Source organism: Pigmentiphaga sp. NML030171, assembly GCF_002188635.1.
GTDB classification, from domain to species: domain Bacteria; phylum Pseudomonadota; class Gammaproteobacteria; order Burkholderiales; family Burkholderiaceae_B; genus Pigmentiphaga; species Pigmentiphaga daeguensis.
This window is the reverse complement of sequence record NZ_NINX01000050.1, coordinates 1-25327: the sequence shown is the minus strand read 5'-3', so window position 1 is coordinate 25327 and position 25327 is coordinate 1. Positions and strand designations below refer to the sequence as shown.

The 25327-nt window shown below is 67.5% G+C and carries 24 protein-coding genes; 10 read left to right on the top strand and 14 right to left on the bottom strand.

Features of this window, described 5'->3' with window-relative positions:
• Positions 1-4: 4 nt before the first annotated feature.
• From CDO46_RS24450 to CDO46_RS24420, 7 genes are all read right to left on the bottom strand, one after another.
• Positions 5-1411, bottom strand: a complete 1407-nt coding sequence (locus tag CDO46_RS24450) for a GntP family permease (RefSeq protein ID WP_087841176.1) — start codon at positions 1409-1411, stop codon at positions 5-7.
• 86 nt (positions 1412-1497) lie between these two features.
• Positions 1498-2142 carry an isochorismatase family protein gene (locus CDO46_RS24445; protein WP_254914675.1) on the bottom strand — a complete coding sequence of 215 codons (645 nt, stop codon included), beginning with the start codon at positions 2140-2142 and terminating at the stop codon, positions 1498-1500.
• A 130-nt stretch (positions 2143-2272) separates the two neighbouring features.
• On the bottom strand, positions 2273-3397 hold the full coding sequence (locus CDO46_RS24440; RefSeq protein WP_087841174.1) for a porin: 1125 nt from the start codon (positions 3395-3397) through the stop codon (positions 2273-2275).
• A gap of 65 nt (positions 3398-3462) precedes the next feature.
• Positions 3463-4500 (bottom strand): aromatic ring-hydroxylating dioxygenase subunit alpha, encoded by a 1038-nt coding sequence (locus CDO46_RS24435; protein ID WP_087841173.1) that lies wholly within the window; start codon positions 4498-4500, stop codon positions 3463-3465.
• Between the two features lie 10 nt (positions 4501-4510).
• Complete coding sequence (locus tag CDO46_RS24430) at positions 4511-5497, bottom strand: ABC transporter substrate-binding protein (RefSeq protein WP_087841172.1); 987 nt, start codon at positions 5495-5497, stop codon at positions 4511-4513.
• A 25-nt stretch (positions 5498-5522) separates the two neighbouring features.
• Positions 5523-5822: a recombinase-like helix-turn-helix domain-containing protein gene (locus tag CDO46_RS24425; RefSeq protein WP_087841171.1), complete on the bottom strand. Its 300-nt coding sequence runs from the start codon at positions 5820-5822 to the stop codon at positions 5523-5525.
• Between the two features lie 130 nt (positions 5823-5952).
• Positions 5953-6618 (bottom strand): TetR/AcrR family transcriptional regulator, encoded by a 666-nt coding sequence (locus CDO46_RS24420; RefSeq protein ID WP_087841170.1) that lies wholly within the window; start codon positions 6616-6618, stop codon positions 5953-5955.
• 158 nt (positions 6619-6776) lie between these two features.
• On the opposite strand from CDO46_RS24420, the gene CDO46_RS24415 reads away from it, so the two are divergent.
• Complete coding sequence (locus CDO46_RS24415) at positions 6777-7259, top strand: carboxymuconolactone decarboxylase family protein (protein WP_087841169.1); 483 nt, start codon at positions 6777-6779, stop codon at positions 7257-7259.
• A gap of 17 nt (positions 7260-7276) precedes the next feature.
• Here CDO46_RS24415 and CDO46_RS24410 read toward each other — a convergent pair whose 3' ends face one another.
• Together CDO46_RS24410 and CDO46_RS24405 are read right to left on the bottom strand one after the other, a co-directional pair.
• Positions 7277-8296: a LysR family transcriptional regulator gene (locus CDO46_RS24410; protein ID WP_087841168.1), complete on the bottom strand. Its 1020-nt coding sequence runs from the start codon at positions 8294-8296 to the stop codon at positions 7277-7279.
• Positions 8297-8345: 49 nt separating this feature from the next.
• Positions 8346-9233, bottom strand: coding sequence for a LysR family transcriptional regulator (locus CDO46_RS24405; RefSeq protein WP_087841167.1), 888 nt, complete (start codon positions 9231-9233; stop codon positions 8346-8348).
• 116 nt (positions 9234-9349) lie between these two features.
• On the opposite strand from CDO46_RS24405, the gene CDO46_RS24400 reads away from it, so the two are divergent.
• Positions 9350-10162, top strand: coding sequence for an amidohydrolase (locus CDO46_RS24400; protein WP_087841166.1), 813 nt, complete (start codon positions 9350-9352; stop codon positions 10160-10162).
• Between the two features lie 9 nt (positions 10163-10171).
• Complete coding sequence (locus tag CDO46_RS24395) at positions 10172-11128, top strand: tripartite tricarboxylate transporter substrate binding protein (RefSeq protein WP_087841165.1); 957 nt, start codon at positions 10172-10174, stop codon at positions 11126-11128.
• A 21-nt stretch (positions 11129-11149) separates the two neighbouring features.
• On the opposite strand, the gene CDO46_RS24390 is transcribed toward CDO46_RS24395, so the two are convergent.
• On the bottom strand, positions 11150-12514 hold the full coding sequence (locus tag CDO46_RS24390; protein ID WP_087841164.1) for a 3-deoxy-D-arabino-heptulosonate 7-phosphate synthase: 1365 nt from the start codon (positions 12512-12514) through the stop codon (positions 11150-11152).
• A 77-nt stretch (positions 12515-12591) separates the two neighbouring features.
• Between CDO46_RS24390 and CDO46_RS24385 the strand changes: the two genes are divergently transcribed.
• The 6 genes from CDO46_RS24385 to CDO46_RS24360 all read left to right on the top strand — a co-directional run bounded on the left by CDO46_RS24385 (position 12592) and on the right by CDO46_RS24360 (position 19712).
• Complete coding sequence (locus tag CDO46_RS24385; RefSeq protein WP_132980332.1) at positions 12592-13446, top strand: IclR family transcriptional regulator; 855 nt, start codon at positions 12592-12594, stop codon at positions 13444-13446.
• 86 nt (positions 13447-13532) lie between these two features.
• Positions 13533-14882, top strand: coding sequence for an FAD-dependent oxidoreductase (locus tag CDO46_RS24380; RefSeq protein ID WP_087841162.1), 1350 nt, complete (start codon positions 13533-13535; stop codon positions 14880-14882).
• 19 nt (positions 14883-14901) lie between these two features.
• Entirely contained in the window at positions 14902-15867 is a 966-nt protein-coding gene (locus tag CDO46_RS24375; RefSeq protein WP_176400840.1) for a tripartite tricarboxylate transporter substrate binding protein, read from the top strand.
• Between the two features lie 18 nt (positions 15868-15885).
• Complete coding sequence (locus tag CDO46_RS24370) at positions 15886-17304, top strand: FAD-dependent oxidoreductase (protein WP_087841160.1); 1419 nt, start codon at positions 15886-15888, stop codon at positions 17302-17304.
• An 18-nt stretch (positions 17305-17322) separates the two neighbouring features.
• Complete coding sequence (locus CDO46_RS24365; RefSeq protein WP_087841159.1) at positions 17323-18702, top strand: FAD-dependent oxidoreductase; 1380 nt, start codon at positions 17323-17325, stop codon at positions 18700-18702.
• Between the two features lie 23 nt (positions 18703-18725).
• Positions 18726-19712 carry a tripartite tricarboxylate transporter substrate binding protein gene (locus tag CDO46_RS24360; RefSeq protein ID WP_087841158.1) on the top strand — a complete coding sequence of 329 codons (987 nt, stop codon included), beginning with the start codon at positions 18726-18728 and terminating at the stop codon, positions 19710-19712.
• A gap of 10 nt (positions 19713-19722) precedes the next feature.
• On the opposite strand, the gene CDO46_RS24355 is transcribed toward CDO46_RS24360, so the two are convergent.
• Both CDO46_RS24355 and CDO46_RS24350 read right to left on the bottom strand, forming a co-directional pair.
• Positions 19723-20415 (bottom strand): phytanoyl-CoA dioxygenase family protein, encoded by a 693-nt coding sequence (locus tag CDO46_RS24355; protein WP_087841157.1) that lies wholly within the window; start codon positions 20413-20415, stop codon positions 19723-19725.
• Between the two features lie 165 nt (positions 20416-20580).
• Complete coding sequence (locus tag CDO46_RS24350; RefSeq protein WP_087841156.1) at positions 20581-21540, bottom strand: LysR family transcriptional regulator; 960 nt, start codon at positions 21538-21540, stop codon at positions 20581-20583.
• Between the two features lie 131 nt (positions 21541-21671).
• On the opposite strand from CDO46_RS24350, the gene CDO46_RS24345 reads away from it, so the two are divergent.
• Positions 21672-22385, top strand: coding sequence for an SDR family NAD(P)-dependent oxidoreductase (locus CDO46_RS24345; protein WP_087841155.1), 714 nt, complete (start codon positions 21672-21674; stop codon positions 22383-22385).
• A gap of 96 nt (positions 22386-22481) precedes the next feature.
• On the opposite strand, the gene lpdA is transcribed toward CDO46_RS24345, so the two are convergent.
• Both lpdA and CDO46_RS24335 read right to left on the bottom strand, forming a co-directional pair.
• Complete coding sequence (gene lpdA / locus CDO46_RS24340; protein WP_087841154.1) at positions 22482-24299, bottom strand: dihydrolipoyl dehydrogenase; 1818 nt, start codon at positions 24297-24299, stop codon at positions 22482-22484.
• A gap of 10 nt (positions 24300-24309) precedes the next feature.
• Positions 24310-25327, bottom strand: a 1018-nt coding sequence (locus tag CDO46_RS24335; protein WP_176400839.1) for a 2-oxo acid dehydrogenase subunit E2, incomplete at its 5' end; no start/stop codon positions are given.

Below are 25327 nucleotides of genomic sequence, written 5' to 3'. Positions count from 1 at the left end.
CGCCTCAGAACCCGCCGAACATCGTCCCCAGCGCGATGACCAGCACCAGCGCCGGCAGCGGAAAAAGGATCGTCACCGCGGCGATGTCTCCATACGACTGCCGGTGCGTCAGCTTGCAGATGGCCAGGAGCGTGATGATGGCGCCGCAGTGCGGCAAGGTGTCCATGCCGCCGGCGGCCATCACGGCCACGCGGTGCATCAGCTCGGCGCTGATGCCCGCCTCGTGGGCCATGCGCAGGTAGTCCTGTCCCAGCGTCTGCAAGGCGATGCTCAAGCCGCCCGAGGACGAACCGGTGATGCCCGCCAGCACGTTCATCGCCACCGCCTCGGAGATCAGCGGATTGCCCGGCGCCACGTTCAGCACCGCGTCGCGGATGATGGCGAACCCCGCCAGGCCCGCGATGATCGCGCCGTAGCCGACCTCGGATGCCGTGTTGAACAATGGCAGCATGAACCCGAACACGCCCTGGTTGATGGTGTTCTTCAGGTTGCTCCAATGCTTGAGCCGCAGCAGCACCAGCGCCGTGCAGGCCGTGGCCAGCGCGATGATCAGCGCCCACAGGCCGACGATCTTCTGCGGCGCCAGATCGGGAAAGCGCTGGGCCAGGAACGAGAAATCCACCGCTGGGAACACCACGTAGGTGAACAAGGCGTTGATCCCCACCACCAGCAGCAGCGGCAGCAAGGCCAGCGGCACGGGCATGACCGACCACCGGGCGTCCTGCTCCGCCTCCGCCGGCGTGCCCTCCCGCGCGTCGTCGTGGTCGCCGTAGCCTTCCCCCGCGGCATGGGCGGCCGCGGCGCGGCGCCGCAGCCACCAGGAGCCGCCGCCGAACATGATCGCGGCCGCGATGATGCCCAGGCCGGGCGCGGCGAAGACGTTGGTGCCGAAGTACGGGATGGGAATGGCGTTCTGGATGGCGGGCGTGCCGGGCAAGGCGGTCATGGTGAAGGTGAAGGCGCCCAGCGCGATCGTGGCGGGGATCAGCCGCTTGGGTATCCGCGCCGCCCTGAACAGGTCGACCGCGACCGGGTAGATCGCGAAGGCCACCACGAACAGGGACACGCCGCCATAGGTCAGCAGCGCGCAGGCCAGCACCACGGTGACGATGGCGTGCTTCTCGCCCACGCTGGCGACGATCCAGCGCGACAGCGTATTGGCGGCCCCCGAGTCGGCCATCAGTTGGCCAAACAGCGAGCCCAGCAGGAAAATGGGCAGGAACTGCAGCACGTAGCCGCTCAGGGCGGTCATGAACGTGCCGGTATAGATGGGCAGCAGCAATGCCGCGTCCCCGGACAGCACCACCGCCAGCGCGCCCATCAGCGGCGCCAGCAGCAGCACGGTCACGCCGCGATAGGCCAGGTACATCAACAACGCCAGGGAAACGACGATGGCGAGCGTGCTGGTCATGGGATTCCTTCGGGCAAGGCCTGACAAAGCCCGATCATCTCATACCGACGCGACAGTCTCCGGTCCGGGCCCCAGGCGCCGCCCTTCTAGGCCAGCCCCCGCAGGTAGGCCAGCGTTTCCTCCAGGCCGACCACGTCGCCGTATTTGGTGTCGAGATCGAACAGGCTTTGCGCGTGCGCCGCGGCCGAGCGGTCGCCCACGCCTTCCTGCACCACCATGGGGCGGAACCCCAGTTGGCAGGCGTCCACGGCGGTGGCGCGCACGCAGCCGCTGGTGGACGTGCCCGTCAGGATCAGCGTATCGACACCCAGGTTCTGCAACCGGGACGCGAGATCGGTGCCGAAGAAACACGACGCGTATTTCTTGACCAACACGATGTCGTGCTCCCGGCGATGCAGCCGCGCATCGACGTGGTGGCCGTCGCCCTCGGCCGCCAGGGACATCGTTCCCTTCTGCTTGATCGCCCACAGCCCCGCGTCGCGCATCTGCGGATCGTCGTAGCGCACGCAGGTGAAGATGACCGGCACGCCCTTCCCGGCGGCGACGTCAAGCAAGGCGTTGGTGGCGGCGACCTGGGCCGAGAGATCGGCGCCCAGCGGACGCGACGGATCGGTGAAGCCGTTGGTCAGGTCCACCACCATCAGCGCGGGCCGCCGGCCGAACCCCAGCCGCACGGCGAAGCCGCGTTCGTGGAAGAAGGCGTAATCCGGGTGCTGCGAAATATCGATCAATTGCTTCGTCCTGGCAGGGTCGATGTCCTCCATTAGATGACGGACCCCTGAAGGCATCCAGAACATTTTTGCTATGCGAGCGGTACGTTTTCGTTATCGCGACGACGACGCACCGCCTTTCGACCGGCGCCTAGAACGAATGCCGCAACCCCACCATCACCCCCACCTGCCCCTGCCCCGCCTTGGGCGACCACGGAACGATGCTGCTGCTGGACACCGAGAACACCGCCCCCGCGCCGCTGTTGCCCATGTGGGCCAGCATGGCATAGGCGGCGGTCCGCTTCGAGAAGCTGTAGCTGGCGCGGCCGACCAGCATCGTGCCCTTGGCCTGGTAGGCATTGGCGATCATGCGCGAGGCCTGCGCGTTCAGGGTCCAGTTGCCGATCGGATAGGTGGCGCCCAGGAAATACAGGTTGGTCGAGACGTCGGCGGCGCCGCCTTCGATGCGGCGGTGCATCCAGCCGGCGCCCAGTTTCAGGTCGGCGATGTGCACGTAGCCGTTGGCCATGTAGCGCCGGTCGCGGCTGTCCGACGAAGCGATCGCGACGCCGGCCACGCCCGGCACCACCACCGCCGGCGCCGCGCCGGGACCGCCCCGCTGTTCGTCGATGGCGGCCGCCACGCCCCAGCCGCCGCCGTCGTACTTCAGCAGCCCCGACCACCCGCGGCACGCCTGGGCATCCCCGGGGCGCTCGCCTCCGCAGTTGCCCGCCGCCGAGGTATCGCGGCCGAAGGAATAGGTCGCGCCGACGGTCAGGCCGCCGAACCTGCCGCGGTAGGCCAGCGAGTTGTCGGCGCGCGCGTTGGGGATGTAGCTGTCGAAGCTCGCCATGCTGAACACCGACGGTCCGATCACGTCGGCATCCATCAGCGACCAGGTCAGCATGGTCGACTGGCGTCCCAGCGTGAAGCTGCCCCACGGCCCCTCGACACCAACGATCGCGGTGCGCCCGAACAGGCGGCCCACCTGGCCGGACGAACCGGAATCGGCGAAGAAGCCGCTTTCCAGGTTGAAGATGCCGCGCCAGCCGTTGCCCAGGTCCTCGTTGCCGCGCAGGCCCCAGCGCGACGGCAGTTGTCCGCCGGTCAGCGTGGGCATGCGCATGCCCGATCCGCCGCCGGCGCTGGCGTGGGTGATGTATTCGACACCGGTGTCGATGGCACCGTACAGCGTCACGTTGCCGGCGGGCGACTGGGCCAGGCAAGGCAGGGAAACGAGGGCGAGCGCGAGCCCCCCTGAAAGCGCGAGTTTCATGGTCGTTCCTGTGGAAAGGAGAATATCGGGCAGGCCCGCCCGAGGGGACTACTCGTCGTTGCCGTTCAGTGGACGGCCGTGGCCTGTTCGGCCTCGACCTGTTCCCTGGCCAGCTTCTCCATCACGCGCCTTACCCGCACGAGACCGAGATCATGGGAATAAAGGTTCTCCTGGCTGCGCGCGTGGCGCGCCAGGCTTTCGATGACCACGCGATCCTGCTCCAGCACGTCCCAATGCAGCCCTTCCAGGCGGTTGCGGTACAGAAAGCGCCAGACGTTGCGCTCGAAGCCCTGGGACTTGCGGATGCGCCAGAAATAGACCTGGCAATTGCCGTCGTCGACGGGCGTGACGAAGCCCACGATGAAGAACTCGCCGCCGCCATACTGGGGACGATAGGGAACGGACAGGCGGATCCACAGCGAGGACGTATGGCCGAACTCGACCCAGTCGAAGTTCACGCCGCGCTGGCCGACCTTCTCGAAGACCAGGCCGCAGTCGGTGTGGCGGATGACCATTTCCGCCTTCTTGTCGCCCTGGGCCATCGAATGCGAGTTCGAATGCAGATAGGTCCCGTGCATGAGATCCATCACGTTGTCGATGGCATAGCGGTAATTGCACTTCCAGTTCTGCATGCACAGGAAACCCGAGTATTCGTCGTTCGTCATTTCCTCGGGCAGCACGAAGGGCCTGGGCTGCCCATGCTCCATGGACCCGAACCACAGGAAGACGGCGCCGCCGTACTCGACCACCGGATAGGACCGCAGGCATTTCCTGCCCACGAGCTGGCTGCTTTCCAGCGCCGGCACATCGGCCACCTTGCCTTCGCCATCGACTTCCACGCCGTGGTACCAGCAGGCGATGCGCTCGCCCAGGTTCCAGCCCAGCGACAGGCGGGCGCCGCGATGTGGGCAGCGGTCTTCGACCGCGCGCACGGCGCCGGCGCGGTCGCGCCACAGCACGATGTTCTCGGAAAGCCGGGTGATGCCCAGCGGGGTGTCGCGCACCGCATAGCTGGGCGTGACGGGGTACCAGAGGTTGCGCAGACCGGTTTCCACGCGGGTCGCGGCGGCAAGGGCCAGGCCGTCCTGGACGATGGGATTCATGGATGTGTTCCTACTGTTTCGCCGGCACGAAGTCGTTCGTGAACAAATCGTTCAGCGGGACCGCGCGCGAGATGATGCCTTCGTTCAGATAGAACGACTGGAGCGTGGCGACGCGGTCCGGGTCGATGGCGCCCAACCGGGGCTGGCCCTGGTAGACCGTGGCGTTGTACAGCCGCAGGACGGACTCCACATATTTCTCCCTGCCCTGGTACGCGGGCACCGCCTTGACGTAGTCGGCCGTGGCCGCGGCCGGATCGCGCGAGATGTCGGCCAGGCCGCGCAGCGTGGCCTTGACGAACTTGCGGATCAGTTCGGGTTCCTTGCGGATGGTCTCGTCGGACGCCAGGATGGCCTGGGCCATGCTCTTGAAATAGCGGTCCGCCGGAATGAGCTCGACCTTCACGCCGGCCTCCTGCGCGCTGACCGTCCATTCGGGCACCGAGGCCAGCGCGGGAATCTTCTGCTCGGCGAAGAGCTGCCAGACCGAGGGGCCGCTGGCCTGGATGTCGACCGCCGACTTCGGCAGGCCGTTGGCCCGCAGCATGCCCAGCAGCGCGTAGTAGGTCGTGTCGGCGTAGGACATCGCGCCTATGGTCTTGCCCTTCAGGTCCGGGATGCCGCCCGGCACGGCGGCGCGGTTGATGGCCAGGTGCATCAGCGAGGCCCCGCCCAGCACCGCCACCGCCTTCACCGGCACGCCGTTGGGCCGGACGATGATGGGCGTGTCGCCCACGCCGCCGCCCAGCGGCGCATTGCCCGCGCCCACCTGCTTGGCGACGTCGGCGCCGCCCTTGCCGACCACGAAATTGATCTTCAGCCCCTCTTGCGCGTAGTAGCCCTTCTGCTGCGCGATCATCCACGGCGCGAAGGCCGGCAGGCTGGGCGGGGCCGGCAACAGGTAGGTCACGTCCCGGAGGTTTTCCGCCCGTGCCTGCGGGAGCATCAGGGACACGGCGGCGATACAGGCGGCGGCTCTTATGGCGGACAGCAAGCTCATGGTGGCTTCCTCGTGGACGTGGGCCTCAATAGCCGAGGCGGGACATTTCCTGTTCCAGGCTGGCGGCGCTCCAGTCCCGCCCCGAGGGCATGGCGACGCCCGCCGCATTCAGGTGCTCGGCGAACTGCTGTGGCGTCCTGGCGCCGGCCAGATAGGCGCTTTCGATCGCGTCGGCCAGCGCGTTCTCGAAATCGGTAGGGACCGACTCCCGGCTCTGCCACCGAAGGTTCACTCCCTGGCCGGGCGCTTCCACCACGCCCTGGCCCGCGTGCGGGCTGGGCTCGTTCCCCTTCCAACCGGTCAGGTGGACATTGAATTCGGACATATCTTCCTCGCGATGGGGCCGCCAGAAACCGCGCTGGCGCTGGATGTTCTCTATTCCTAAAACTAGGAATAGAGAACAGGTTATCGACCGCGAAAAAAGGTGTCAAGAATTTTCAGACTAGCGAAAACGCCTACTTCACGATGCCGTGCATGATGAGGCGCGTGGCGAAATCCAGGTAGCGCCCGGTCAGGTCCTCGGCCCCCTGCTCGCCGTTGAACAGCACCTTGAGCATGGGCTGGGCATCCACGAAGAACGTGCACAGTCCCAGGAAAGCGACATGCAGGAAACGCGGGTCGATGGCATCGAGCGGCGGGTCGCCCTCGCGCGCGACCAGCAGCGCCTCGCTCAGGGCCAGCCCGCGCGCGGCCACGCCCTGGAGCGTGTCCATGCGCTCGGGCGTATCGGCATGGCTGTAGATCTCGTTGAGCACGAGCTGCAGGAAGCGCGGATTGTCCTTCAGCGCCTCGATCAGCAGCACCAGGCGCTTGCGGATCCGCGCTTCCAGCGGCGCGTCCTGGCCCAGCATGACCTGGCTCCGGGCCTGGAGCTGATCCATGATGTGCGTGGCCGCGGCGCGCATCAGCCCCTGTTTGTTGCTGAAGTAATAGCGGATCAGGGCGGGGTCGACGCCGGCGGCCGTGGCGATTTCGAGCACGCTCAGTTCCTGCGGCGTCTTGGTCTTCATCAGCGCGATCGCCGTGTCGATGATCGCGGCCTTCCCCACCATGGTCTTCTCCGTGGGATGGCCGGCGGAGCGCTTGATGCGTGGCTTCTTGCGGGGCGATGGATCAGGCATACGTGTCGTCGGTGGGACTGGGCAACGCGCAGTGTACCGGTCATTGGTGCCGGACAGGCAACACGGCGGTCCCCGGCGCGGCGCTACCGCCGCCGCCCCGGCGGGCCTACGATGGAGTCGTTCCGCAACCGACGCCTCACACCACCGAGGAAGACATCATGACCCAACGCATCAATGCCCTCGCCCAATCGCCCGAGCTGTTCAAGAAGTTCGTCGAATTCAGCATGCAGATCAAGAAATCCGGCACCATCGAAGCCTCGATCCTGCACTTGGTCGATATCCGCGCCTCGCAAATGAACGGCTGCGGCTTCTGCCTGGACATGCACGTGAAGGAAGCCAAGATCGACGGCGAGCGGGAACTGCGCGTGCACCACGTCGCCGTCTGGCGCGAGTCCCCGTTGTTCTCGCCGCGCGAACGGGCGGCCCTGGCCTGGACCGAAGCCTTGACCCGCCTGCCCGGGCACGGCGTGCCCGACGAGGTCTACGAGCAGGTCCGCGCCGAGCTGTCGGAGAAGGAGATCTCGGACCTGAGCTTCGCGATCATGGCGATCAACGCCTGGAACCGCCTGAACGTGGGTTTCCGGACCACGCCGGGCTCGGCCGACAAGGCCTATGGCCTGGACCGGGCCAAGCTGGACTGAAGCATCGGCGCCACCGGCTAGGCCGCATGTTTCCACGGCGCGGCCAGCCGGCTCGCCTCTGGGTCCGGGCGGTCCGGAATCCGGAAATCCAACGCGCGGATGCGCGCCGTCATGTAGTCGATGAAGGCCCGCATGCGCGCCGGCAGGTGCTGGCGGCTCAGATAGCAGAGGTAATGGCCGCGATCGTCCGGCGCATGATGCGGCAGGCAGGCCAGCAGCGTGCCGGCGCGCAGGTGCTCGCAGACCTGGTAGCCCGCCATCTGCGCGATCCCCTGCCCGTCCAGCACCGCTTGCAGCACCAGGTCCGCGTCGTTGAAGGCCAGCATCGCCTGCGGCGGCCGCGGCATGAACTTGCGCAACCGGTCGCCCGCCTGGAATTCCCACTCGGCCACGCGTCCGGAAGCCAGGCGAAAGTTCACGCATCGATGGCCGGCCAGTTCGTCGAGGTCGCGCGGCAGCCCGCGCTGTGCGGCATAGCCGGGCGATGCGCACAGCAGCATCGGCATGGGGATCAATCGCCGGGCGATGATCTGGCTGTCCTCCATGCGTCCATCGCGGAACGACACATCCACCCTGTCCGCCGTGAAATCCGTGGGCCTGTCGTCCAGCAGCAGGTCGACCGACACCTCCGGATAGGCGGCGCGAAAGCCGTTCAACAGCGGCGCGACGACCTTGCGGCCGAAACCCGCCGTGGCGCTGATGCGCAGCAAGCCCGCGGGCGGTCCTTCCCGCAATTCCCGCATCTCGTCCAGCGCCTGCACGATATGCTCGACGCCGGGCCGGCAATGTTCGTAGAAACGTTCGCCTTCCCGCGTCAGCGACGTGGCGCGCGTCGTGCGCACGAACAGCCGGATTCCCAACTGGTCTTCCAGCTTCTGCACGCTGCGGCTGACCGCCGACCGGCCGATGCCCAGGCGATCGCCCGCCCTGGCGAAACTGCCTTCGGCGGCCACCGCGATGAAGGCCACCACGCCGGCGTAGCTGGTGGCGAAACTGGAGGCCAGCGCGTCGGGCCCGGGGAATGTGTGCTTGTCCATGCCATTAGGACGAAACAGCGGCCGGCTTTGTGACGCCACGCCGCGGATTTCACGGCCCGACCCCGCAGGCGCGCACGAAATCGTCGGCCAGCCCGGCCACGGAGCGCTTGGGCCAGATGGCACTGACGTCGAAGCTGGGCAGCCGCGTCCCGTCCGCCACCTCGCAATAGCGCACCCCGGCGAAATCCAGCGAACGTATCCAGCTGGGCAGCAGCGCGATCCCGCAGCCGCCCGCCACGCAGGCCAGCACGGTCAAGGTCCGGTTCGCCTCCTGCACGACGTCGGCATCCAGGCCTTCCTTGCGGAACGCATCCATCACCGCCTCGTAGAAGGTCGGCAGCTGGGCATGCGGAAACATCACCAGGCCGGCACGGGCGATGTCGGCCATCGTCACCCTGTCTTTGCCGCCGGGCAGCAAGTCCGCCGGCACGGCCGCCACCAGGCGCTCGCGCATCAGCACTTTCTCGTGCATGACCCCCGACAGGGCCACCGGCGTGTGCACCAGCGCCACGTCGATCTCGCCGCGCGACAAGGCCTGCGCCTGCTCGGCGTTGCTCATTTCGCGCAGCACGATGCGCAGGCCCGGCACCTGGGCGCGCAGGACCCGCAGGGCGCGCGGCAGGATGTCCACCAGCGCGCTGGAAACCAGGCCGACGCGCAGCACGCCCGCCCTGCCCGCCGCGATGGCCTGGGCCGCGTCGATGGCGTTGACGATGCGGAACACGCCGCGCCGCACTTCCTCGGCGATCTGGCGCGCCGCCGGCGTGGGCTCGGCGCCGCGCCGCGACCGCTGGAACAGCTTGACGCCCAGTTCGCGTTCGAGCCGCGCCAGGGATTGGCTCAGGGCCGGCTGGGCCACCCCCAGCCGTTCGGCCGCCTTGCTCAGGCTGCCCGTGTCCAGGACCGCGATGAACTCTTCCAGGCGCCGGATATCCATCACAAGACCTTATAACAAAACATCCGAAAATGGATAGATAAATATAACAAGCGTTTCTAGAATCGGCCCGATTCCGGCACGACGCCCAGGCCGGACACGATTCTGGAGAGCCCTCCGTGGCCAACCCCGCGCCCCTGCTGATCGACGCCCATGCCCATGTCTTCGCCCGTTCGCTGGCGCTGGCGCCGGGACGGCGCTATGCGCCCGAAACCAATGCCTTGCTGGAAGACTATCTCGGGCACCTGGACGCCCACGGGCTGCGGGCCGGCGTACTGATCCAGCCCAGCTTCCTGGGCACGGACAACGGCTACATGCTCGACGCCATCCGCCAGGCGCCGAACCGGCTGCGGGGCGTGGCGGTCGTGGACCAGCATGCGGCGCCGGACGAACTGGAGCGGCTGGCGCGCGGCGGCGTCGTCGGTATCCGGCTGAACCTGATCGGCCAGCCGCTGCCCGTGCTGGACCGCGGCGGCTGGCCCCGCCTGCTGGCCTGCCTGCGGGCGCTGGACTGGCATGTCGAAGTCCATGTCGAGGCGGCACGCCTGGCCGCCATCGTCGGCCCGCTGCGCGCGGCGCAATGCCGCGTGGTGGTGGACCACTTCGGCCGACCCGCGCCCGCGACGGGCGCCGCGGACCCCGGTTTCCAGTGGCTGCTCGAGGCCGCCCGCGACGACGGCGTCTGGGTCAAGCTCTCGGGCGCCTATCGCAACTGGTCCGAGCCGGACGGGCCGGCGGCCCGCCAGGCCGCGCGCCTGTTGGTCGAACATGCCGGGCCGGAGCGCCTGGTCTGGGGCAGCGACTGGCCCCATACCCAACACCCCGGCGTGACCTACGCGCAAACCTATCAGGCACTCGCCAACTGGATCGACGACATCGATCTACGCCTGCGCATCCTCGCGGCCAATCCGAGCCGCTGCTTTGCATTCTAAGGAGACACCATGATCCGCATCCCCGCCCTGGCCGCCCTGGCCCTTGCCCTGCCCTTGTCCACCGCGCACGCCGCCTGGCCCGAGAAACCCGTCACCCTGATCGTCACCTATCCGCCCGGCGGCACGGTGGACACGGTGGCCCGCATCATCGGCCCCAGGCTGTCGGCCAGGCTCGGCCAGTCCGTCATCATCGACAACAAGGGCGGCGCAGGCGGCATGATAGGCGGTGCCGCGGCGGCCCGTTCCGCCCCCGATGGCTACACCTTCATGCTCGACGCCTCCAACCACGCGCAGAACCCGGCGCTGCAGAGCAAGATGAGCTTCGACACGCTCAAGGCCTTCGACGCCGTCTCGCTGCTGCTGCGCGTGCCCAACGTGCTGGTGACCTCGCCGCAAGGCAAGATCGCCTCGGTGCAGGACTTGATCCGGAACGGCAAGTCCGCCAACCCCGCCTACTTCGCCTCGGCCGGTCCCGGCTCGGCGCAGCACCTGGCCGGCGAACTGTTCAACGTCATGGCCGGCACCTCGCTCGTCCATGTCGCCTACAAGGGCGGCGGCCCCGCCATGGTGGACGTGATGTCGGGCCAGGTGCCCATCATGTTCGCCAGCCTGGGGTCGGCGTGGACCCACATCCAGAGCGGCAAGCTGCGCCCCATCGCGGTCGGCGGCGACAAGCGCTCGGCGGTGCTGCCGCAGATTCCCACCATCGCCGAATCCGGCGTGCCGGGTTTCTCGTCCTACGAATGGAACGCCGTGTTCGCGCCCGCAGGCACCCCCAAGGCCATCATCGACCAGATGTCGGCCGCGCTGGCCGACGTGCTCAAGGATCCGGAGGTCAAGGCCAAGCTCGAAGGCATCGGGGCCGAACTGGTGGGCTCCAGCCCGGCCGAGCTCGAGTCCTTCCGCCGCGCGGAAATCCAGAAGTGGCAGGACGTGGTCAAGAAGAGCGGCATCACCATCAACTGAGATCCGCGACCGCCGGCAAGATCAGTGCGACTTGCCGGTAATCGCAGCCATCAGGTCGTCCACATGCACCATCAGCCCGCGCACCTGGCGCAGCCGCGGGTACTGATCCAGCACCGCGGCCCAGCCCGGCGCATGCAGCAGCTCGTTCCAGACCGCTTCCAGCCCCCGCGGATCCGGGTCGCGCCCTTCTGCCAGCGCGCTGGCGAACGCCAGGCTGGCCGGCGCCGACAGAAGCTGCATGCGGCTGGCCGCGCCCAGTAGGCGCGGTGTGGGTTCGGCGGGCGCATCGCAGCAATACAGCACCGAACGCGCCACGCCCGCTTCGTCGGCGGACAGCTCGCGCAGCGATGAACCGCACAAACGCACCGCGCCTTCGCTGGCCTGGAACGAATAGGCCACGCCAGCCTCGGCCTGCGCAAGCACACGCACGCCGCGCTGCAGCCGCGGCAGGTCTGTCGTCGCAGCCTCGATGGAGGCCTTGGCTTCGACCAGCAGGCGGACGCTCCAGGCCGGTTCACCATCCATATCCGGCACGCGCCGCAGCAGGACCACATCCCATTCGGTCTTGGCGCGTTCACGGCTGGCGCGTATCGATGAGGGCACCCGCATCGACGTCACCACCCGGTGCACCGCTCCGGCGCCCTCCTCCCGGTCCAGGCGTCCGGCCAACGCTCCGAGCGCCCGGGCGGCAGCCGCCTCGACGGCCTTGCCACGTTTCTGCGAAACGCCCCCTTGCGCGGCGGCCTCGGCGCTTCCCTGGCGCGGCCCATGGCCGTCCCAGAGCGCCTGGTAATGGCGCACGAGTTCGTCCGACGCCAAAGCATCGAGACGTTGCAGGCGGACTAGCGCGGGATGCTCCAGCAGCCTGGCCAGGCCGGCCTGGAGTGGCGTGTCGCTGGCGATGTCCGGCATGCCCAATAGGCGCGGCAGGCCCATGCGGAGATCGCGCCAGGACTCGCGAGAGGCGGCGGTGCGCCATTGCGCCAGGGCTTGCTGCACGGGTCCACCGGGCATGCGCTGCAATCGGGCAGGATGAGCCACGGCATCGACCGCCGCCCGGACCTGCCGGCGGTCCTGGCCGGCTCGCGCGTATAGCGAGGCATATTCGCGCACATGCGCATGCCGGTGTCTGAGCACCATGGCCTGGATGACCGGGTCGCCGCCCTCCGGATGCATCGCTTCGCCGATCAGGCGGGCAAGCGCCCCGGTGAAGACCCGCGTCAGGTCCGCGTCCGGCTCGCCCCCACCCGCGATCGCTTGGCGGGCCCGCTCGATGGCCAGCGCAAGCGTGGCGGACGGGTTGGCGGTGCGCGTGCCTGGAGGCAGACAAGCGTCCGTGGGCAGGCGATAGCGGCGAACCACGGCTTTCAGAAAATCGTCGAGCATCTGGCAGTCATGCCAATACGTTGGTATTTCGATTCGCGTTCAGCAACCGCTTCGGCACCCTACCATACAATTCCCGGGTGAACTCCGCCCCTTCGTCCAAGCCGCGCCGCGTGGCCGCCGCCGCGCGCGGCAAACCCGCCCCCGTCCGGTCCAGCGTCAAATCGGCGGACCGCGTCCTCGACCTGCTGGAGCTGCTGGCCAGCACCGGCCGCGCCATGACCCATGCCGAGATCTCGCGCCGGACCGGCGTCCCGAAAAGCAGCCTGAGCGCGCTGCTGCGCAATCTTGTCGAACGGGGCTACATCGAGCAATTGCAGGACACGCAGCAGTTCCAGCTGGGCGAAGGCGCCTACGCGCTCGCGCGCCGCGGCGCGCACAACCGCGACCTGCTTCGCGCCAGCGAACCCTGGCTGCAACGGCTCATGCGCGATACCGAGGAGTCGGCCGGCCTGAGCGTGCTGCGCAACGACATGGCCGAACGCATCGCCTCCGCGCAATCGCCAAACGCGGTGCTGTACTCGGTGCACGTGGGCGTCATGCAGCCGCTCTATGCCAGTTCGGCGGGCAAGGTGCTGCTTGCGTGGCTGCCGCCGGCCGAACGCGAAGCCTATCTCCAGCGCGTCAAGCTGCAACCGCGCACCGAGCAGACCATACGCTCCACGACCGTCCTGCGGCGGCAGTTGAACCAGATCCGGGAAGAAGGCGTGGCCTGGTCCTTCAGCGAGTTCACCGTCGGCATCGTGGGCCTGGCCGTACCCATCCTGGACGTACACGGCCGCGCGCTCGCGGCCTTGGGCCTTGCGCTTCCGGCCAGCCGGCTGGACGACGCACGCAAGCGGAAGCTGGAGCTTGCCCTGCGCGCCGCCGCCGCGGAAATCGCCGCGGCCACGGATCGGCCCAGGCCCATCGAAACGAAAAGTGTTCACATATGAGAACACCGTCTGGCGGCAAGCGGCGCTGAGCGCAACACTGCACGGCATGACAGGAGGCACCCGCACAGGGCGCCCGGGAGACATGCATGCCGCCATCCGACACCATCCAGGAAACCCTGAACACGCCCGTCGCGGGCCGCTATGACGTCATCGTCGTCGGCGGCGGCGCCTCCGGCACCGTGGCCGCCATCGCCGCGGCGCGCACCGGCGCGCGCACGCTGCTGGTCGAGCGCGGAGGCTGCCTGGGCGGCGCCGCCACCGCCAATCTCGTGGCGCAATGGGTCGCCTTCTTCCACGGCGAAACGCGCGTGGTAGGCGGCATCCCGTTCGAGCTGGCCGAGCGCGTGCAGGCCGCCGGCGGCTCGGACGGCTTCCACCGCTACGTGATGGGCGAGGCAGCCGGCACGCCGTTCCCGCTGCGCGTGCTGCCCTTCAACCCCGAGACGGTCAAATGGGTGCTGGACGGCGCCGTCAGCGAAGCGGGCGCGGAGGTACTGCTGCACACGAGCTTCGCGCGCGCACTGGTACGGGACGGCGCCATCAGCGGTGTGACGGTCGAGTCCGTGCAGGGTCGCCTGGCCCTGCTCGCGCCGGTGGTGGTGGATGCCTCCGGCGATGCGCTGGTATGCGCCAGCGCGGGCGTCCCGTTCCAGGACGATGGCGGCGAGCGCCAGCCCTGCACCCTGTCCTTCCGCCTGTCGAACGTGGACGTGGCGCGCTTCCGGGCGGTGCCTTCCGACGAACGCCGTGCCCGGGTACTGGATGGCTTGCGGCGCGGCGAACTGTTCTGGGAAAGCCTGTCCTTCGTCAGCACGCCCGGCGGCACCGACGCCATCTGCCTGATGAGCCGCATCCAGGACATCGATGCGCTGGATGCCCGCGACGCGTCGCGCGCCGAGCAGGAAGGCCGCCGGCAGATCGCCAGCATCGTGGGATTCCTGCGGCGCGAGATCCCCGGCTTCGAGCACGCCATCCTGGCCGATGTCGCCGAACGCGTGGGCGTGCGCGAGACGCGCCGCATCGAAGGGCGATACACGCTCAGCGAAGAAGACATCATGCAGGCGCGCGGCTTCGAGGACTCCATCGCCCTGGGCGCCGGCCCCATCGACCGCCACCAGCCGGGCGGCACCGGCATCCGCCTGTATGCGCCGCCCCAGCCCTTCGAGATACCGCTGCGCACGCTGCTGCCCGCAGGCGTGGAGGGCCTGCTGGTGTGCGGCCGCACCTTGAGCGCGACCCGCGAGGCCATGGCCGGCGCGCGCCACATGGCGACCTCCATGGCGATGGGGCAGGCGGTCGGCACGTTGGGCGCCATCGCCGCGGCCGGCAGCCGCCCTCCCTCGGACGTGCCGGTCTCGCAAGTGCAGCACCGCCTGGCGCAGGACCATGCGCTTTTCCGCCGCGAACAGGTCGTCCGCCAGAACCCGCCCGCCTGAGATTTCCCCGGAGACATCCATGAAAAAAACACGACAAGCCATCGCCTGCCTGGCGCTGCTGGCCACCGCCACCGCGGCGGCCGCCCAGGACTGGCCCAGCCGCGCCACCACGGTGATCAACCCCTTCAGCGCCGGCACGACCACCGATACCGTGGCGCGGGTCGTCGCCGAGGGCCTGCAGAAGAAGTACGGCACGCCCTTCATCGTCGACTCCCGGCCCGGCGCCGGCGGCATGATAGGCACCACGCTGGTCGCCCGCGCGCACCCGGACGGCAGCACTTTCGGCGTCAGCATCGCCGGCCCGCTGGTCCACAACCCCCTGCTCTACAAGCGCATGGCCTACGACCCGGCCAAGGACCTCACGCCCTTGACGCTGGGCGTGCACCAGCCCTGCCTGTTGATCGCATCCCGGGAACTGGGCGTCAAGACGCTGCCCGAGCTCATCGACGTCCTGAAAAAGAATCCCGGCAAATACAACTACTCGTACGTGGGCAACGGCTCGCTGGGCCACCTGGTCATGACGCTGCTCGCCAACAAGAGCGGCACGCAGATCGTTCCGGTGATGTACGCCGGCGCCGTGCAGGCCACCACCGCCGTGATGACCAACGAGGTGCAGATGGGCTGCCTGCCCGCACAGGCCACCATGGCCCAGGTGCGCGGCGACAAGGTAGTGCCGATCGCGGTCTCCACCGCCGAGCGCGCAGCGCTGCTGCCCGAGGTGCCGGCCTTGCGCGAGTTCTACCCGGACATCGTCGGCAGCGCCTGGATGGGGTTCGTCGCACCCGGCGGCATGCCCGCCGCGCTGGCCGGACGCATCAGCGCCGCGATCGGCGAGGTGCTGCGCCAGCCCCAGGTAGTCGAACTGCTGCGCCAGCAACTGATGGAGCCCGCGCCGGGCACGCCCGCGCAATTCAAGGCCTTCATGCAGGAAGAACTGGCGCGCTGGAAACCGGTGATCGTCGACAACAAGATCACCGCCGAATAGCGATAGGGAGAATGTGAGTTGAACAGCAGTAGCATCCAGCCCCTGGGCCGCACCGCCCGGGGCGTGCCGGTCATCGGGGAAGCGGACGTCGTCGTCATCGGCGCGGGGCCGGGCGGCTTCGCGGCGGCGCTACGCGCGCGCCGCGAGGGTTGCAGCGTGATCATCGTCGAGAAATTCGACATGCCCGGCGGCGTCCATACCTCGGGGCTCCAGGGCGCCGCCAACACGGGCGTAGGCGGCATCCATACCGAGCTGATGGAGCGCTTCGCGGCGGCAGGCGCCATCTACACCGCCACCGAGAAGGAACTGCCCGACTGGGCCGGCAATGCGCTGTCCCACTACGACTACTACCTGGAGCCGGGCTCGCCCTTCCGCCGCGCCTCCTTCAATCCGGATGCCGCCGGCAACATCATGCTGCGCATGCTGGACGAGGCCGGCGTGCACGCCATCTACGGCGCCGCCTTCGTGGACGTCGAGATGCAGCCCGACGGCGGGCAGCGACGCATTACCCACGCCATCATCGAAACCGTGCAAGGCCGCCAGGCGATCCAGGGCCGAATCTTCGTGGAAGGCAGCGGCACCGCCGAAGTCGTGGCGCGCGCTGGCGCCCCCTACGTGCGCGGCGGCGGACGCCAGCCCGAGACCGTGACCACGGACGCCCAGGCGCGCCCCATACCCGGCGGCCTGCTGTGGATCATGAGCGGCATCGATTTCGCGCAGACCGCCGCCTACCAGAAGCGCGAAAACGATCCGGCCCTGAGCAGGCTGATCAACGCGGCCCGCGCGGCCGGCGACATCCCGCCCGAACTGTATCGTCCACGCCTGGCCGACCAGGGCGTCTACGGCGATCACTACATCGGCCATCCGACCGTCGACATGAGCCCCATCCAGGGCCCGGGCACCTTCATCCTGTGGCAGAACGTGCCCTACGAATGGGCGCTGCACATGGACGACGATGCCGAGCACGCCTCGCGCGCCAAGCGCGAACTGCGCCGGCTGATCGATGCCGAGGCCGCCTTCCTGCGCAAATACGCGCCGGGCTTCCAGGACGCCTTCATCTCCCATGTCGGCCGCTACGTGGGCGTGCGGGACGGCCGTCACCCCATCGGCGAATACGTCTTCTCCATCGACGACGCGCGCGAGCAAAGGCGCTTTCCCGACGCCGTGACGCGCCCCATGACCAAGACCTTCTTCTGGGACCGGTACGCCAGGTACAGCTTCGAGGTGCCCTACCGCTGCTTCCTGCCCAAGGAAGTCGACAACCTGCTGCTGACCGGCGCCTCGCTGTCCTTCACCTTCGAGACCATCTTCATGGTCATGCGCAATTTCCCCTGGTGCTGCCAGACCGGCGAAGTGGCCGGCCATGCCGCCGCGCGCGCCATCCGCGAAGGCGTGAGCCCCAAGCAGCTCCGCTGGACCGAGCCGCTGCCCTTCTGATCCGCAAGGAGACACGACATGAATGCTTCGGTCATTACCGAAACCCTGAACACGCCCGTACTCGACCATTACGACGTCATCGTCGCGGGCGGCGGCGCTTCCGGCCTGATCGCCGCGGTCGCGGCGGCCCGCGGCGGCGCCCGCGTGGCGCTGGTCGAACGCGCCGGCTGCCTGGGCGGTACCGCCACATCCGGCATGGTCGCCCAATACATCGGCCTCTTCAACAGCACCGTGCGCTGCGTGGGCGGCATAGGCTTCGAACTCACCCGGCGCATCGAGGCGGCCGGCGGCAGCGACGGCTTTCGCCGCTACACCCTGGCCGAGGCCAGCGCCAACCCCGTCACCATCATCAACTTCCCCTTCAACCCCGAGGTCGTCAAGATCGTGGCCGACGACATGGCGCGCGAAGCCGGCGTGGACGTGCTCCTGCACTCGCGCGTCGTCGGGCCGCTGATGGAAGACGGCCGCGTGGCCGGCCTGTTGCTGGAAAACGTCTCCGGCCGGCGCGCCCTGCGCTCGCGCATGCTGGTCGATGCCACCGGCGATGCCGTCATCGCCGCCGCGGCCGGCGTCCCGTACGTGGGCGAAGAGCCAGAACTGCGCGACAAGCGCCAGCCCCTGACCCTGGTGTTCCGCATGTCCAACGTGGACGTACGCGCCTTCCGCGCCATCCCGCGCGAACGCAAGCGCGCCATCGCCCTGGACGGCCTGCGGCGCGGCCAATTGGCCTGGGAAAGCCTGTCCTTCTGCAGCACGCCCGGCGACACCGACGCCATCTGCCTGATGAGCCGCATCCACGGCATCGACGCCCTGGACGGCGCGCAGCTGACCCGGGCCGAACAGATCGGGCGGCAGCAGATCAAGACCATCGTGCCCTTCCTGCGCGAAAACGTTCCGGGCTTCGAGAAATCCGTGCTCGCCGGCATCGCCGAACGCGTAGGCATACGCGAAACGCGCCGCATCGTCGGGCGACACACCCTGACGACCGAAGACATCGTCGGCGGCAAACGCTTTGCCGACGCCGTCGCCCTGGGCGCCGGACCCATGGACCTGCACGAAGCCGGCGGCACCGGCGTCGACCTGTGGATGCCGCCCGCGCCGTTCGAGATCCCCCTGGCCTGCCTGCTGCCCCAGTCCATCGAAGGCATCGTCGTGACCGGCCGGGCCATCTCCGCCACGCGCGAGGCCAACGGCGGTGCCCGCCACATGGGCACCGCCATGTGCCTGGGCCATGCCGCCGGCGCCTACGCCGCCCTCGCGGCCAGCGGCCAGGCCACGCTGGAAAACCCGGCCGTCGACACGCTGCGCCAGGTGCTGCGCAGCCAGGGCGCCTTGATCTCGGCCGACGAGGCGGTAGCCGCCGCCGATGAAAACGCGGTCCAGGCACGCCCCGCCTGAATCGATTGAAGAAGGAGACAACCATGCAGAACATCGTGCGACGCAAGATACTGGCCACGGCCTTGCTGATGGCCACCACGGCCGGCGGCGCCTTCCCCGCGCTGGCTGCGCAGGACTATCCCAGCAAGCCCATCCGGCTCATCGTGCCCTTCCCCGCCGGCGGCCCCTCGGACACCACCGCGCGGTCCATCGCCGAAGGCCTGGGCAAGGAACTGGGACAACCCGTCGTCGTGGAAAACAAGCCTGGCGCGGGCGCCATCGTCGGCAGCGAATTCGTGCTGGGCCAACCCGCCGACGGCCACACCCTGCTGATGGCCAGCAACGTCATCTCCACCGGCAAGTGGCTCTACCCCTCCATGAACTTCGAACCCGTGCGCGACTTCCGCGCCGTGGTCGGCGTCTTCCGCAGCCCGCACCAGGTGGCCGTGGCGCCGGACTTTCCGGGCAAGGGCATCCAGGACCTGATCGCCCTGGCCAGGCGCGAAGGCGGACGGATGAACTACGGCTCGGGCGGTTCAGGCACCATGCCGCACCTGGGCGCGGAGCGGTTCAAGCAGGTTACCGGGGTGGAGATGCAACACATTCCCTACCGGGGTTCGGCACCGGCCAACGTCGCGCTGGTCGCGGGCGACGTGCCGGTGCATTTCGACATCGAGTTCTCGGTGCAGCCGCTGCTGAAGTCGGGTCGGCTGCGGTCCCTGGGCGTGACGGCGTTGAAGCGGTCGCCTCAGTTTCCTGATGTTCCCACGCTGGATGAACAGGGGATCAAGGGATTTGAGTTGTACTCGTGGTTCGGCATCGTGGCGCGTACCGGCACCCCGGACAACATCGTCGCCAAACTGAATCAGGCCATCAACCAGGTGATGGAGACGCCGGAATTCAAGCAGCGGCTGGCGGCGCTGGGAGCCGAGAAGCTCGGCGGACCGCCTGCCGCGTTCGAGAAGATGATCAAGGACGACTATCGGCTCTGGGGCGAGGTGATCCAGAAAGCCAATATCAAGATCGAGTAGGCGCACGGCATCAGGTATCGACGAAGCAGCGAGATGTCGCCATCATTCGCACCTGCTGCGTCGAATTGATCGACGGGGTGTGCAGCAGGCGCATGTCCATGAGAAAGACATCGCCTGCGCGCCCGGACATCTCGACGATCCCGATCCCCAGGTCGTCAAGCTGGCGCTCCAGATCCTCCGCCGTCCTCAATATCCGGCGCAACCGGGATGACGACACATCCGGCCGCGTATCGACACGATGGGAGCCCGCCAGTGCCAGCGTTCCCCCACCACCGCTGGCCACGTCGTCGAGCAGGAAGAATGCCTGTATCCCCGGCAAGCGGCCTGGCGGCTTCGCCGCCACGTCCACATGCCAGCTCAAACCTTGCAGCGTCCAGTCGCCTTGACGGGGCGGCGACAGCAGCAGTTCGACATCCTGGACCAGGTTCGGCGCTCGTCCGGCCAGTCGCGTCACCTCGGCCAGCAATTCCCGCGTAACCAGCGATTCATGCAGGCCGGGCAGCCTGACCAGCGAAGACAGCTTGCCGATCTGCTGGAAGACAGGCAGACCGCGCACCGAAGCAGGCATGCCCTTTCCCTCGGACACGCGTTTGAGTTCATCAAGCAGCTTCTGCCGGACCGCCATCATCCGCTTGCGCGGATGAAAGCCCTCCAACCGGACGTAGCCTTGATCGGCGAAGCAATCGGCTTGAGCAGTTTTCATTGGCAAGAATTCCTTGGAGGAACCGACGTCCGCATTCCCGCCACTCGATGCAGGTAAAGCGGCGTACCGCCCTGTGGCCATGCACTGTCTATTCGACTGCTTCGAGGATACACATGGCATCGCCCTCCGCCCAGACCGCTGGCCGCGCAACTGGCGTGGACCACACTAGCGATGGAGTGGCGGCGAAGCTTGAGGCAGATTTCGCGGATAAGCCTCCAGGCAGAGATCCAGCACTTCGGCACGAAACCAGCAATGAGCCGGATCGTGATCGAGGCGCGGATGCCAGATTGCCGAGATATTGAAAGCGGGTATGGGCACGGGCAGTTCGAAGCACTGTAAGCCATTGGCCGCCGCGTAATCCGGCACAAAGGAGTTGCCGACGCATGAATGCGGGACAACGGCCAGCAAGTCCGAATGACGAGCCAGCTGCATGGCGCTCGTATAAGACGGCACCACTATCCGCACCTTCCGCCGCCCATTCGGCGGTTCAACGGCTGCGTCAATCGAACTTTCCGCTTCGCCGGTACGTGAAGTCATCACATGGTCGTATGCGGCCCATTGTTCCACGCTGATGCTCCGTTCACTCAGAAGCGGATGGCCGATGCGGCACACGCCGACATAGCGATCGCGGAAGAGCAAACGCGTACGTACCTCGGGTGCCGAAGTTTTGACGATGCCGATCTCCAGATCAATCGCGCCTTCCCTTAGCGGTTGAGCATTCCAGTCCGGCTTGGGGGCGAAGCGAAGCTGCACACCGGGTGCCGTGCGGCGGATCCGGTCCATCAAAGCCGCGCCAAGCAGGTCGATAAAGCCTTCACCCACTCGCAGGGTGAAGCGTTGCTCCAGGGAGGCAATGTCGAACTGATGCTCGGTACGACTCAGTACCCCCTCTACTTCGCGGGTCAGCGCCGAGAGACGCTGGCTCAGCTGTTCTGCATATGGCGTGAGCACCAGCGTGCGCCCAGCCTGCAGCAACAGGCGATCGCCCGTAACCGCGCGCAGGCGAGTGAGCGTACGGCTCGTTGCAGAAACACTGAGCTTCAGTCGCCGGGCGGCCCCCGTGACGCTACGTTCACTCAGCAATGCATCCAGCGCGGGAAGGAGGTTGAGGTCGACGCGTGTCATGCGCCCAGCATAATCGAAAACCTTCCAGGTATGGCGTCTGGCGCAATCAAGAATTGCAGTCCAGGCGTCTGGTGCAAATTAGAGCCAGGTTCGACAATCCATGGCTTCAATAGTGCGAAAAGGAGAATCCCATGCCCCAAGCATCGGTTCACACCCCCGCCGTCCTGCTCATCGGCGCCTCGCGCGGCCTCGGCCACGCCATGGCGGCCGAATTCCTGAAAAACGGCTGGCACGTCGTGGGCACAGTCCGCGCCGGTGGCGGCCGGACCCTCTTGCACGATTTGGCCGATGCGCATCCGGACCGGGTCGACATTGAAATGCTGGACATTACCCGACCCGAGCAGATCCGAGCCTTACACGAGCGCCTGTCCGGCCGGATGTTCGACATTCTGTTTGTCAATGCCGGGACGACCAATCCTGACCCGACTCAGACCATCGGTGAGGTCTCGACGGAGGATTTCGTGAATCTCATGATCACCAATGCACTTAGCCCGATGCGGGTGGTCGAGCGCTTGTCCGACCTTGTCACGCCGGCCGGCCTGATCGGGGTCATGTCATCCGGACAAGGCAGTATCGCCGACAACGAATCCGGCCAGCGGGAGGTTTACCGTGGCAGCAAGGCAGCCTTGAACCAATTCATGCGCAGCTTTGCCGCGCGTCAAGCGCAAACGCCACGGGCCATGCTGCTGATCGCGCCGGGTTGGGTGCGCACCGACCTGGGAGGCCCTGAGGGGAGATTGTCGATCGAGGAAAGTGTTCCCGGGGTTGTGAACGTGCTTCTGACCAAACGGGGCCATCCCGGCCTCGAATACCTCGACTATTGTGGTCGAACCGTTCGGTGGTGATCATGGCCGACTCATCAAGGCACCCGTTCCCCTGGCTGCCGCAAAAAACAAAAAAGGCCACACAAAGTGCGGCCTTTTTTTCAAACTACGACACCCCTACTTCTTCCTGACCGGCGGCAAATCCGTACACACCCCCTCCGCCACCTCGGCCGCCATCCCGATCGACTCGCCCAAGGTCGGATGCGGATGAATGGTCTTCCCGATATCCACCATATCCGCCCCCATCTCGATCGCCAGGGCGACCTCGCCGATCATGTCGCCGGCATTCGTCCCCACGATGCCGCCCCCCACGATCCGGTGCGTCTCTTCATCGAACAGCAGCTTGGTAAACCCTTCGTCCCGCCCATTGGCAATGGCGCGGCCCGAAGCGGCCCACGGAAACATTCCCTTGGTGACCTTGCGCCCCTGCTTCCTGGCTTCGTCTTCGGTCAGCCCTACCCACGCCACTTCCGGATCCGTGTAGGCCACGGAGGGGATGACGGTGGCGTCGAAGTGGCTCTTCTGGCCGGCCGCGGCTTCCGCCGCCACGTGGCCCTCATGCACGGCCTTGTGGGCCAGCATGGGCTGGCCGACGATGTCGCCGATGGCGTAGATGTGCGGCACGTTGGTGCGCATCTGGGAATCCACCGGAATGAATCCGCGGTCGCCCACCTGCACGCCGGCCTTGTCGGCGCCGATCTTCTTGCCGTTGGGGCTGCGGCCGACGGCCTGCAGGACGAGGTCGTAGCGCTGGGGTTCCTTGGGGGCCTTCTCGCCCTCGAAGGTGACCCAGATGCCATCGGCCTTGGCCTCGATGCCCACCGTCTTGGTCTTCAACATGATGTTGTCGAAGCGGTGTTCGTTCATCTTCTGCCAGACCTTGACCAGGTCGCGGTCGGCGCCCTGCATCAGGCCGTCCAGCATTTCGACGACGTCGAGCCTGGCGCCCAGGGTCGAGTACACCGTGCCCATTTCCAGGCCGATGATGCCGCCGCCGATGATGAGCATCTTCTTGGGCACGCTCTTCAAAAGCAGCGCGCCGGTGGAGTCGACGATGCGTTCGTCTTCCGGGGCAAAGGGCAGTTTCACGGACTGGCTGCCGGCGGCGATGATGGCGCTGGCGAACTGGATGACCTGCTTGCCGTCCTTGCCCTGCACTTCGATGTGGTTGGGGCCGACGAAGGCGCCGACGCCGGTCACCACGGTGACCTTGCGGGCCTTGGCCATGCCCGCCAGGCCGCCGGTCAGCTTGCCGACGACGCCGTCCTTGAACTTGCGCAACTTGTCCAGGTCGATTTCGGGCTTGCCGAAGGTGATGCCGTGCTCGGCCATCTTGGCGGCTTCCTCGACCACGGCCGCGGTATGCAGCAGGGCCTTGGAGGGAATGCAGCCGACGTTCAGGCAGACCCCGCCCAGGGTCGAATAGCGTTCGACCAGGGCCACTTTCAGGCCCAGGTCGGCGGCGCGGAAGGCGGCGGAGTAGCCGCCGGGGCCGGCGCCCAGGACCACGACGTCGAAGCTCTGGTCGGCCTTGCCGCCGAAGCTGGCGGCGGCGGGCAGCGGGACGGGGTCGGGATCCGGCTTGTCGGAGGTCGGTTCGCCCAGTTCGTGCATGGCGGCGGGCGCCACTTCGACCTTGGGGAAACCGGTACGCGACTTGCCGTCCGCGGCCGGGGCCGGGCTGGCCGCGGCGGCGCCTTCGGCCGCATCGACCTCGACGAGCACCGAGCCTTCGCTGACCTTGTCGCCGACCTTGACCTTGATGGCCTTGACCACCCCGCCCTGCGCGGCGGGGATTTCCATGGAGGACTTGTCGGATTCGACGGTGATCAGGCTTTGCTCGGCCTTGATGGTGTCGCCCACGGCCACCAGGATCTCGATGACTTCGACGTCCTTGAAGTCGCCGATGTCGGGTACCTTGAGTTCTATCGCCATCTCGGGCTCCTTACAGCAGGATGCGGCGGTAGTCCGCCAGCACCGAGGCCAGGTAGGCGTTGAAGCGGGCGCCGGCGGCGCCGTCGATGACGCGGTGGTCGTACGACAGCGACATGGGCAGCGTCAGTTGCGGCACGAACTGCTTGCCGTCCCAGACGGGCTTCATGGTGGAACGGCTGACGCCCAGGATGGCCACTTCGGGCGCGTTGATGATGGGCGTGAAGCTGGTGCCGCCGATGCCGCCCAGCGACGAGATCGAGAAGCAGCCGCCCTGCATTTCCGAGGGCGAGAGCTTGCCGTCGCGCGCCTTCTTGGCCAGTTCGGAGGTTTCCTTGGCCAGCTCCAGGACGCCCTTCTTGTCGGCGTCGCGGATGACCGGCACCACCAGCCCGTTGGGCGTGTCGGCGGCGAAACCGATGTGGAAGTACTTCTTCAGGATCAGGTTGTCGCCTTCCAGCGAGGCGTTGAACTCGGGGAATTTCTTCAGCGCCGAGACGACGGCCTTGATCAGGAACGCGAGCATCGTGACCTTGACGCCGGATTTCTCGTTTTCCTTGTTGAGCTGGACGCGGAAGGCTTCCAGGTCGGTGATGTCCGCATCCTCGTTGTTGGTGACGTGGGGGATCATCACCCAGTTGCGGTGCAGGTTGGCGCCGGAGATCTTCTTGATGCGCGACAGCGGCTTGGCCTCGACTTCGCCGAACTTGGCGAAATCGACCTTGGGCCAGGCCAGCACTTCCAGGCCGGAGCCCGAGCCGCCGGCGGCCGCGGGCGCTGCGGCGGCGCCGCCCGCCAGGGCCTTCTTGACGAAGTTGCGCACGTCGTCGGGCGTGATGCGGCCCTTGGGACCGGTGGCGGGCACCTTGGAAAGGTCCACGCCCAGTTCGCGCGCGAACTTGCGCACGGACGGCGAGGCATGGGCCTTGGAAGGCGCGTGTTCGACGGCGGAGTCGGCCGGCACGGGCGGCTGCTTGGCCGCGGGCGCGGCAGCCGGCGCGGCGGACGCCGGCGCCTCGGCCCTGGCGGCG

Excerpts from the sequence above, each read along its gene's own strand:
- CDO46_RS24435 (WP_087841173.1), bottom strand. The coding sequence starts at position 4,500 with ATGAATCCCATCGTCCAGGACGGCCTGGCCCTTGCCGCCGCGACCCGC.
- CDO46_RS24415 (WP_087841169.1), top strand. The coding sequence starts at position 6,777 with ATGACCCAACGCATCAATGCCCTCGCCCAATCGCCCGAGCTGTTCAAG.
- CDO46_RS24410 (WP_087841168.1), bottom strand. The coding sequence starts at position 8,296 with ATGGACAAGCACACATTCCCCGGGCCCGACGCGCTGGCCTCCAGTTTC.
- CDO46_RS24375 (WP_176400840.1), top strand. The coding sequence starts at position 14,902 with ATGAAAAAAACACGACAAGCCATCGCCTGCCTGGCGCTGCTGGCCACC.
- CDO46_RS24365 (WP_087841159.1), top strand. The coding sequence starts at position 17,323 with ATGAATGCTTCGGTCATTACCGAAACCCTGAACACGCCCGTACTCGAC.
- CDO46_RS24350 (WP_087841156.1), bottom strand. The coding sequence starts at position 21,540 with ATGACACGCGTCGACCTCAACCTCCTTCCCGCGCTGGATGCATTGCTG.
- CDO46_RS24440 (WP_087841174.1), bottom strand. The coding sequence starts at position 3,397 with ATGAAACTCGCGCTTTCAGGGGGGCTCGCGCTCGCCCTCGTTTCCCTG.
- CDO46_RS24420 (WP_087841170.1), bottom strand. The coding sequence starts at position 6,618 with ATGCCTGATCCATCGCCCCGCAAGAAGCCACGCATCAAGCGCTCCGCC.
- CDO46_RS24430 (WP_087841172.1), bottom strand. The coding sequence starts at position 5,497 with ATGAGCTTGCTGTCCGCCATAAGAGCCGCCGCCTGTATCGCCGCCGTG.
- CDO46_RS24450 (WP_087841176.1), bottom strand. The coding sequence starts at position 1,411 with ATGACCAGCACGCTCGCCATCGTCGTTTCCCTGGCGTTGTTGATGTAC.
- CDO46_RS24405 (WP_087841167.1), bottom strand. The coding sequence starts at position 9,233 with ATGGATATCCGGCGCCTGGAAGAGTTCATCGCGGTCCTGGACACGGGC.
- CDO46_RS24345 (WP_087841155.1), top strand. The coding sequence starts at position 21,672 with ATGCCCCAAGCATCGGTTCACACCCCCGCCGTCCTGCTCATCGGCGCC.
- CDO46_RS24355 (WP_087841157.1), bottom strand. The coding sequence starts at position 20,415 with ATGAAAACTGCTCAAGCCGATTGCTTCGCCGATCAAGGCTACGTCCGG.
- lpdA (WP_087841154.1), bottom strand. The coding sequence starts at position 24,299 with ATGGCGATAGAACTCAAGGTACCCGACATCGGCGACTTCAAGGACGTC.
- CDO46_RS24390 (WP_087841164.1), bottom strand. The coding sequence starts at position 12,514 with ATGCTCGACGATTTTCTGAAAGCCGTGGTTCGCCGCTATCGCCTGCCC.
- CDO46_RS24395 (WP_087841165.1), top strand. The coding sequence starts at position 10,172 with ATGATCCGCATCCCCGCCCTGGCCGCCCTGGCCCTTGCCCTGCCCTTG.
- CDO46_RS24425 (WP_087841171.1), bottom strand. The coding sequence starts at position 5,822 with ATGTCCGAATTCAATGTCCACCTGACCGGTTGGAAGGGGAACGAGCCC.
- CDO46_RS24360 (WP_087841158.1), top strand. The coding sequence starts at position 18,726 with ATGCAGAACATCGTGCGACGCAAGATACTGGCCACGGCCTTGCTGATG.
- CDO46_RS24380 (WP_087841162.1), top strand. The coding sequence starts at position 13,533 with ATGCCGCCATCCGACACCATCCAGGAAACCCTGAACACGCCCGTCGCG.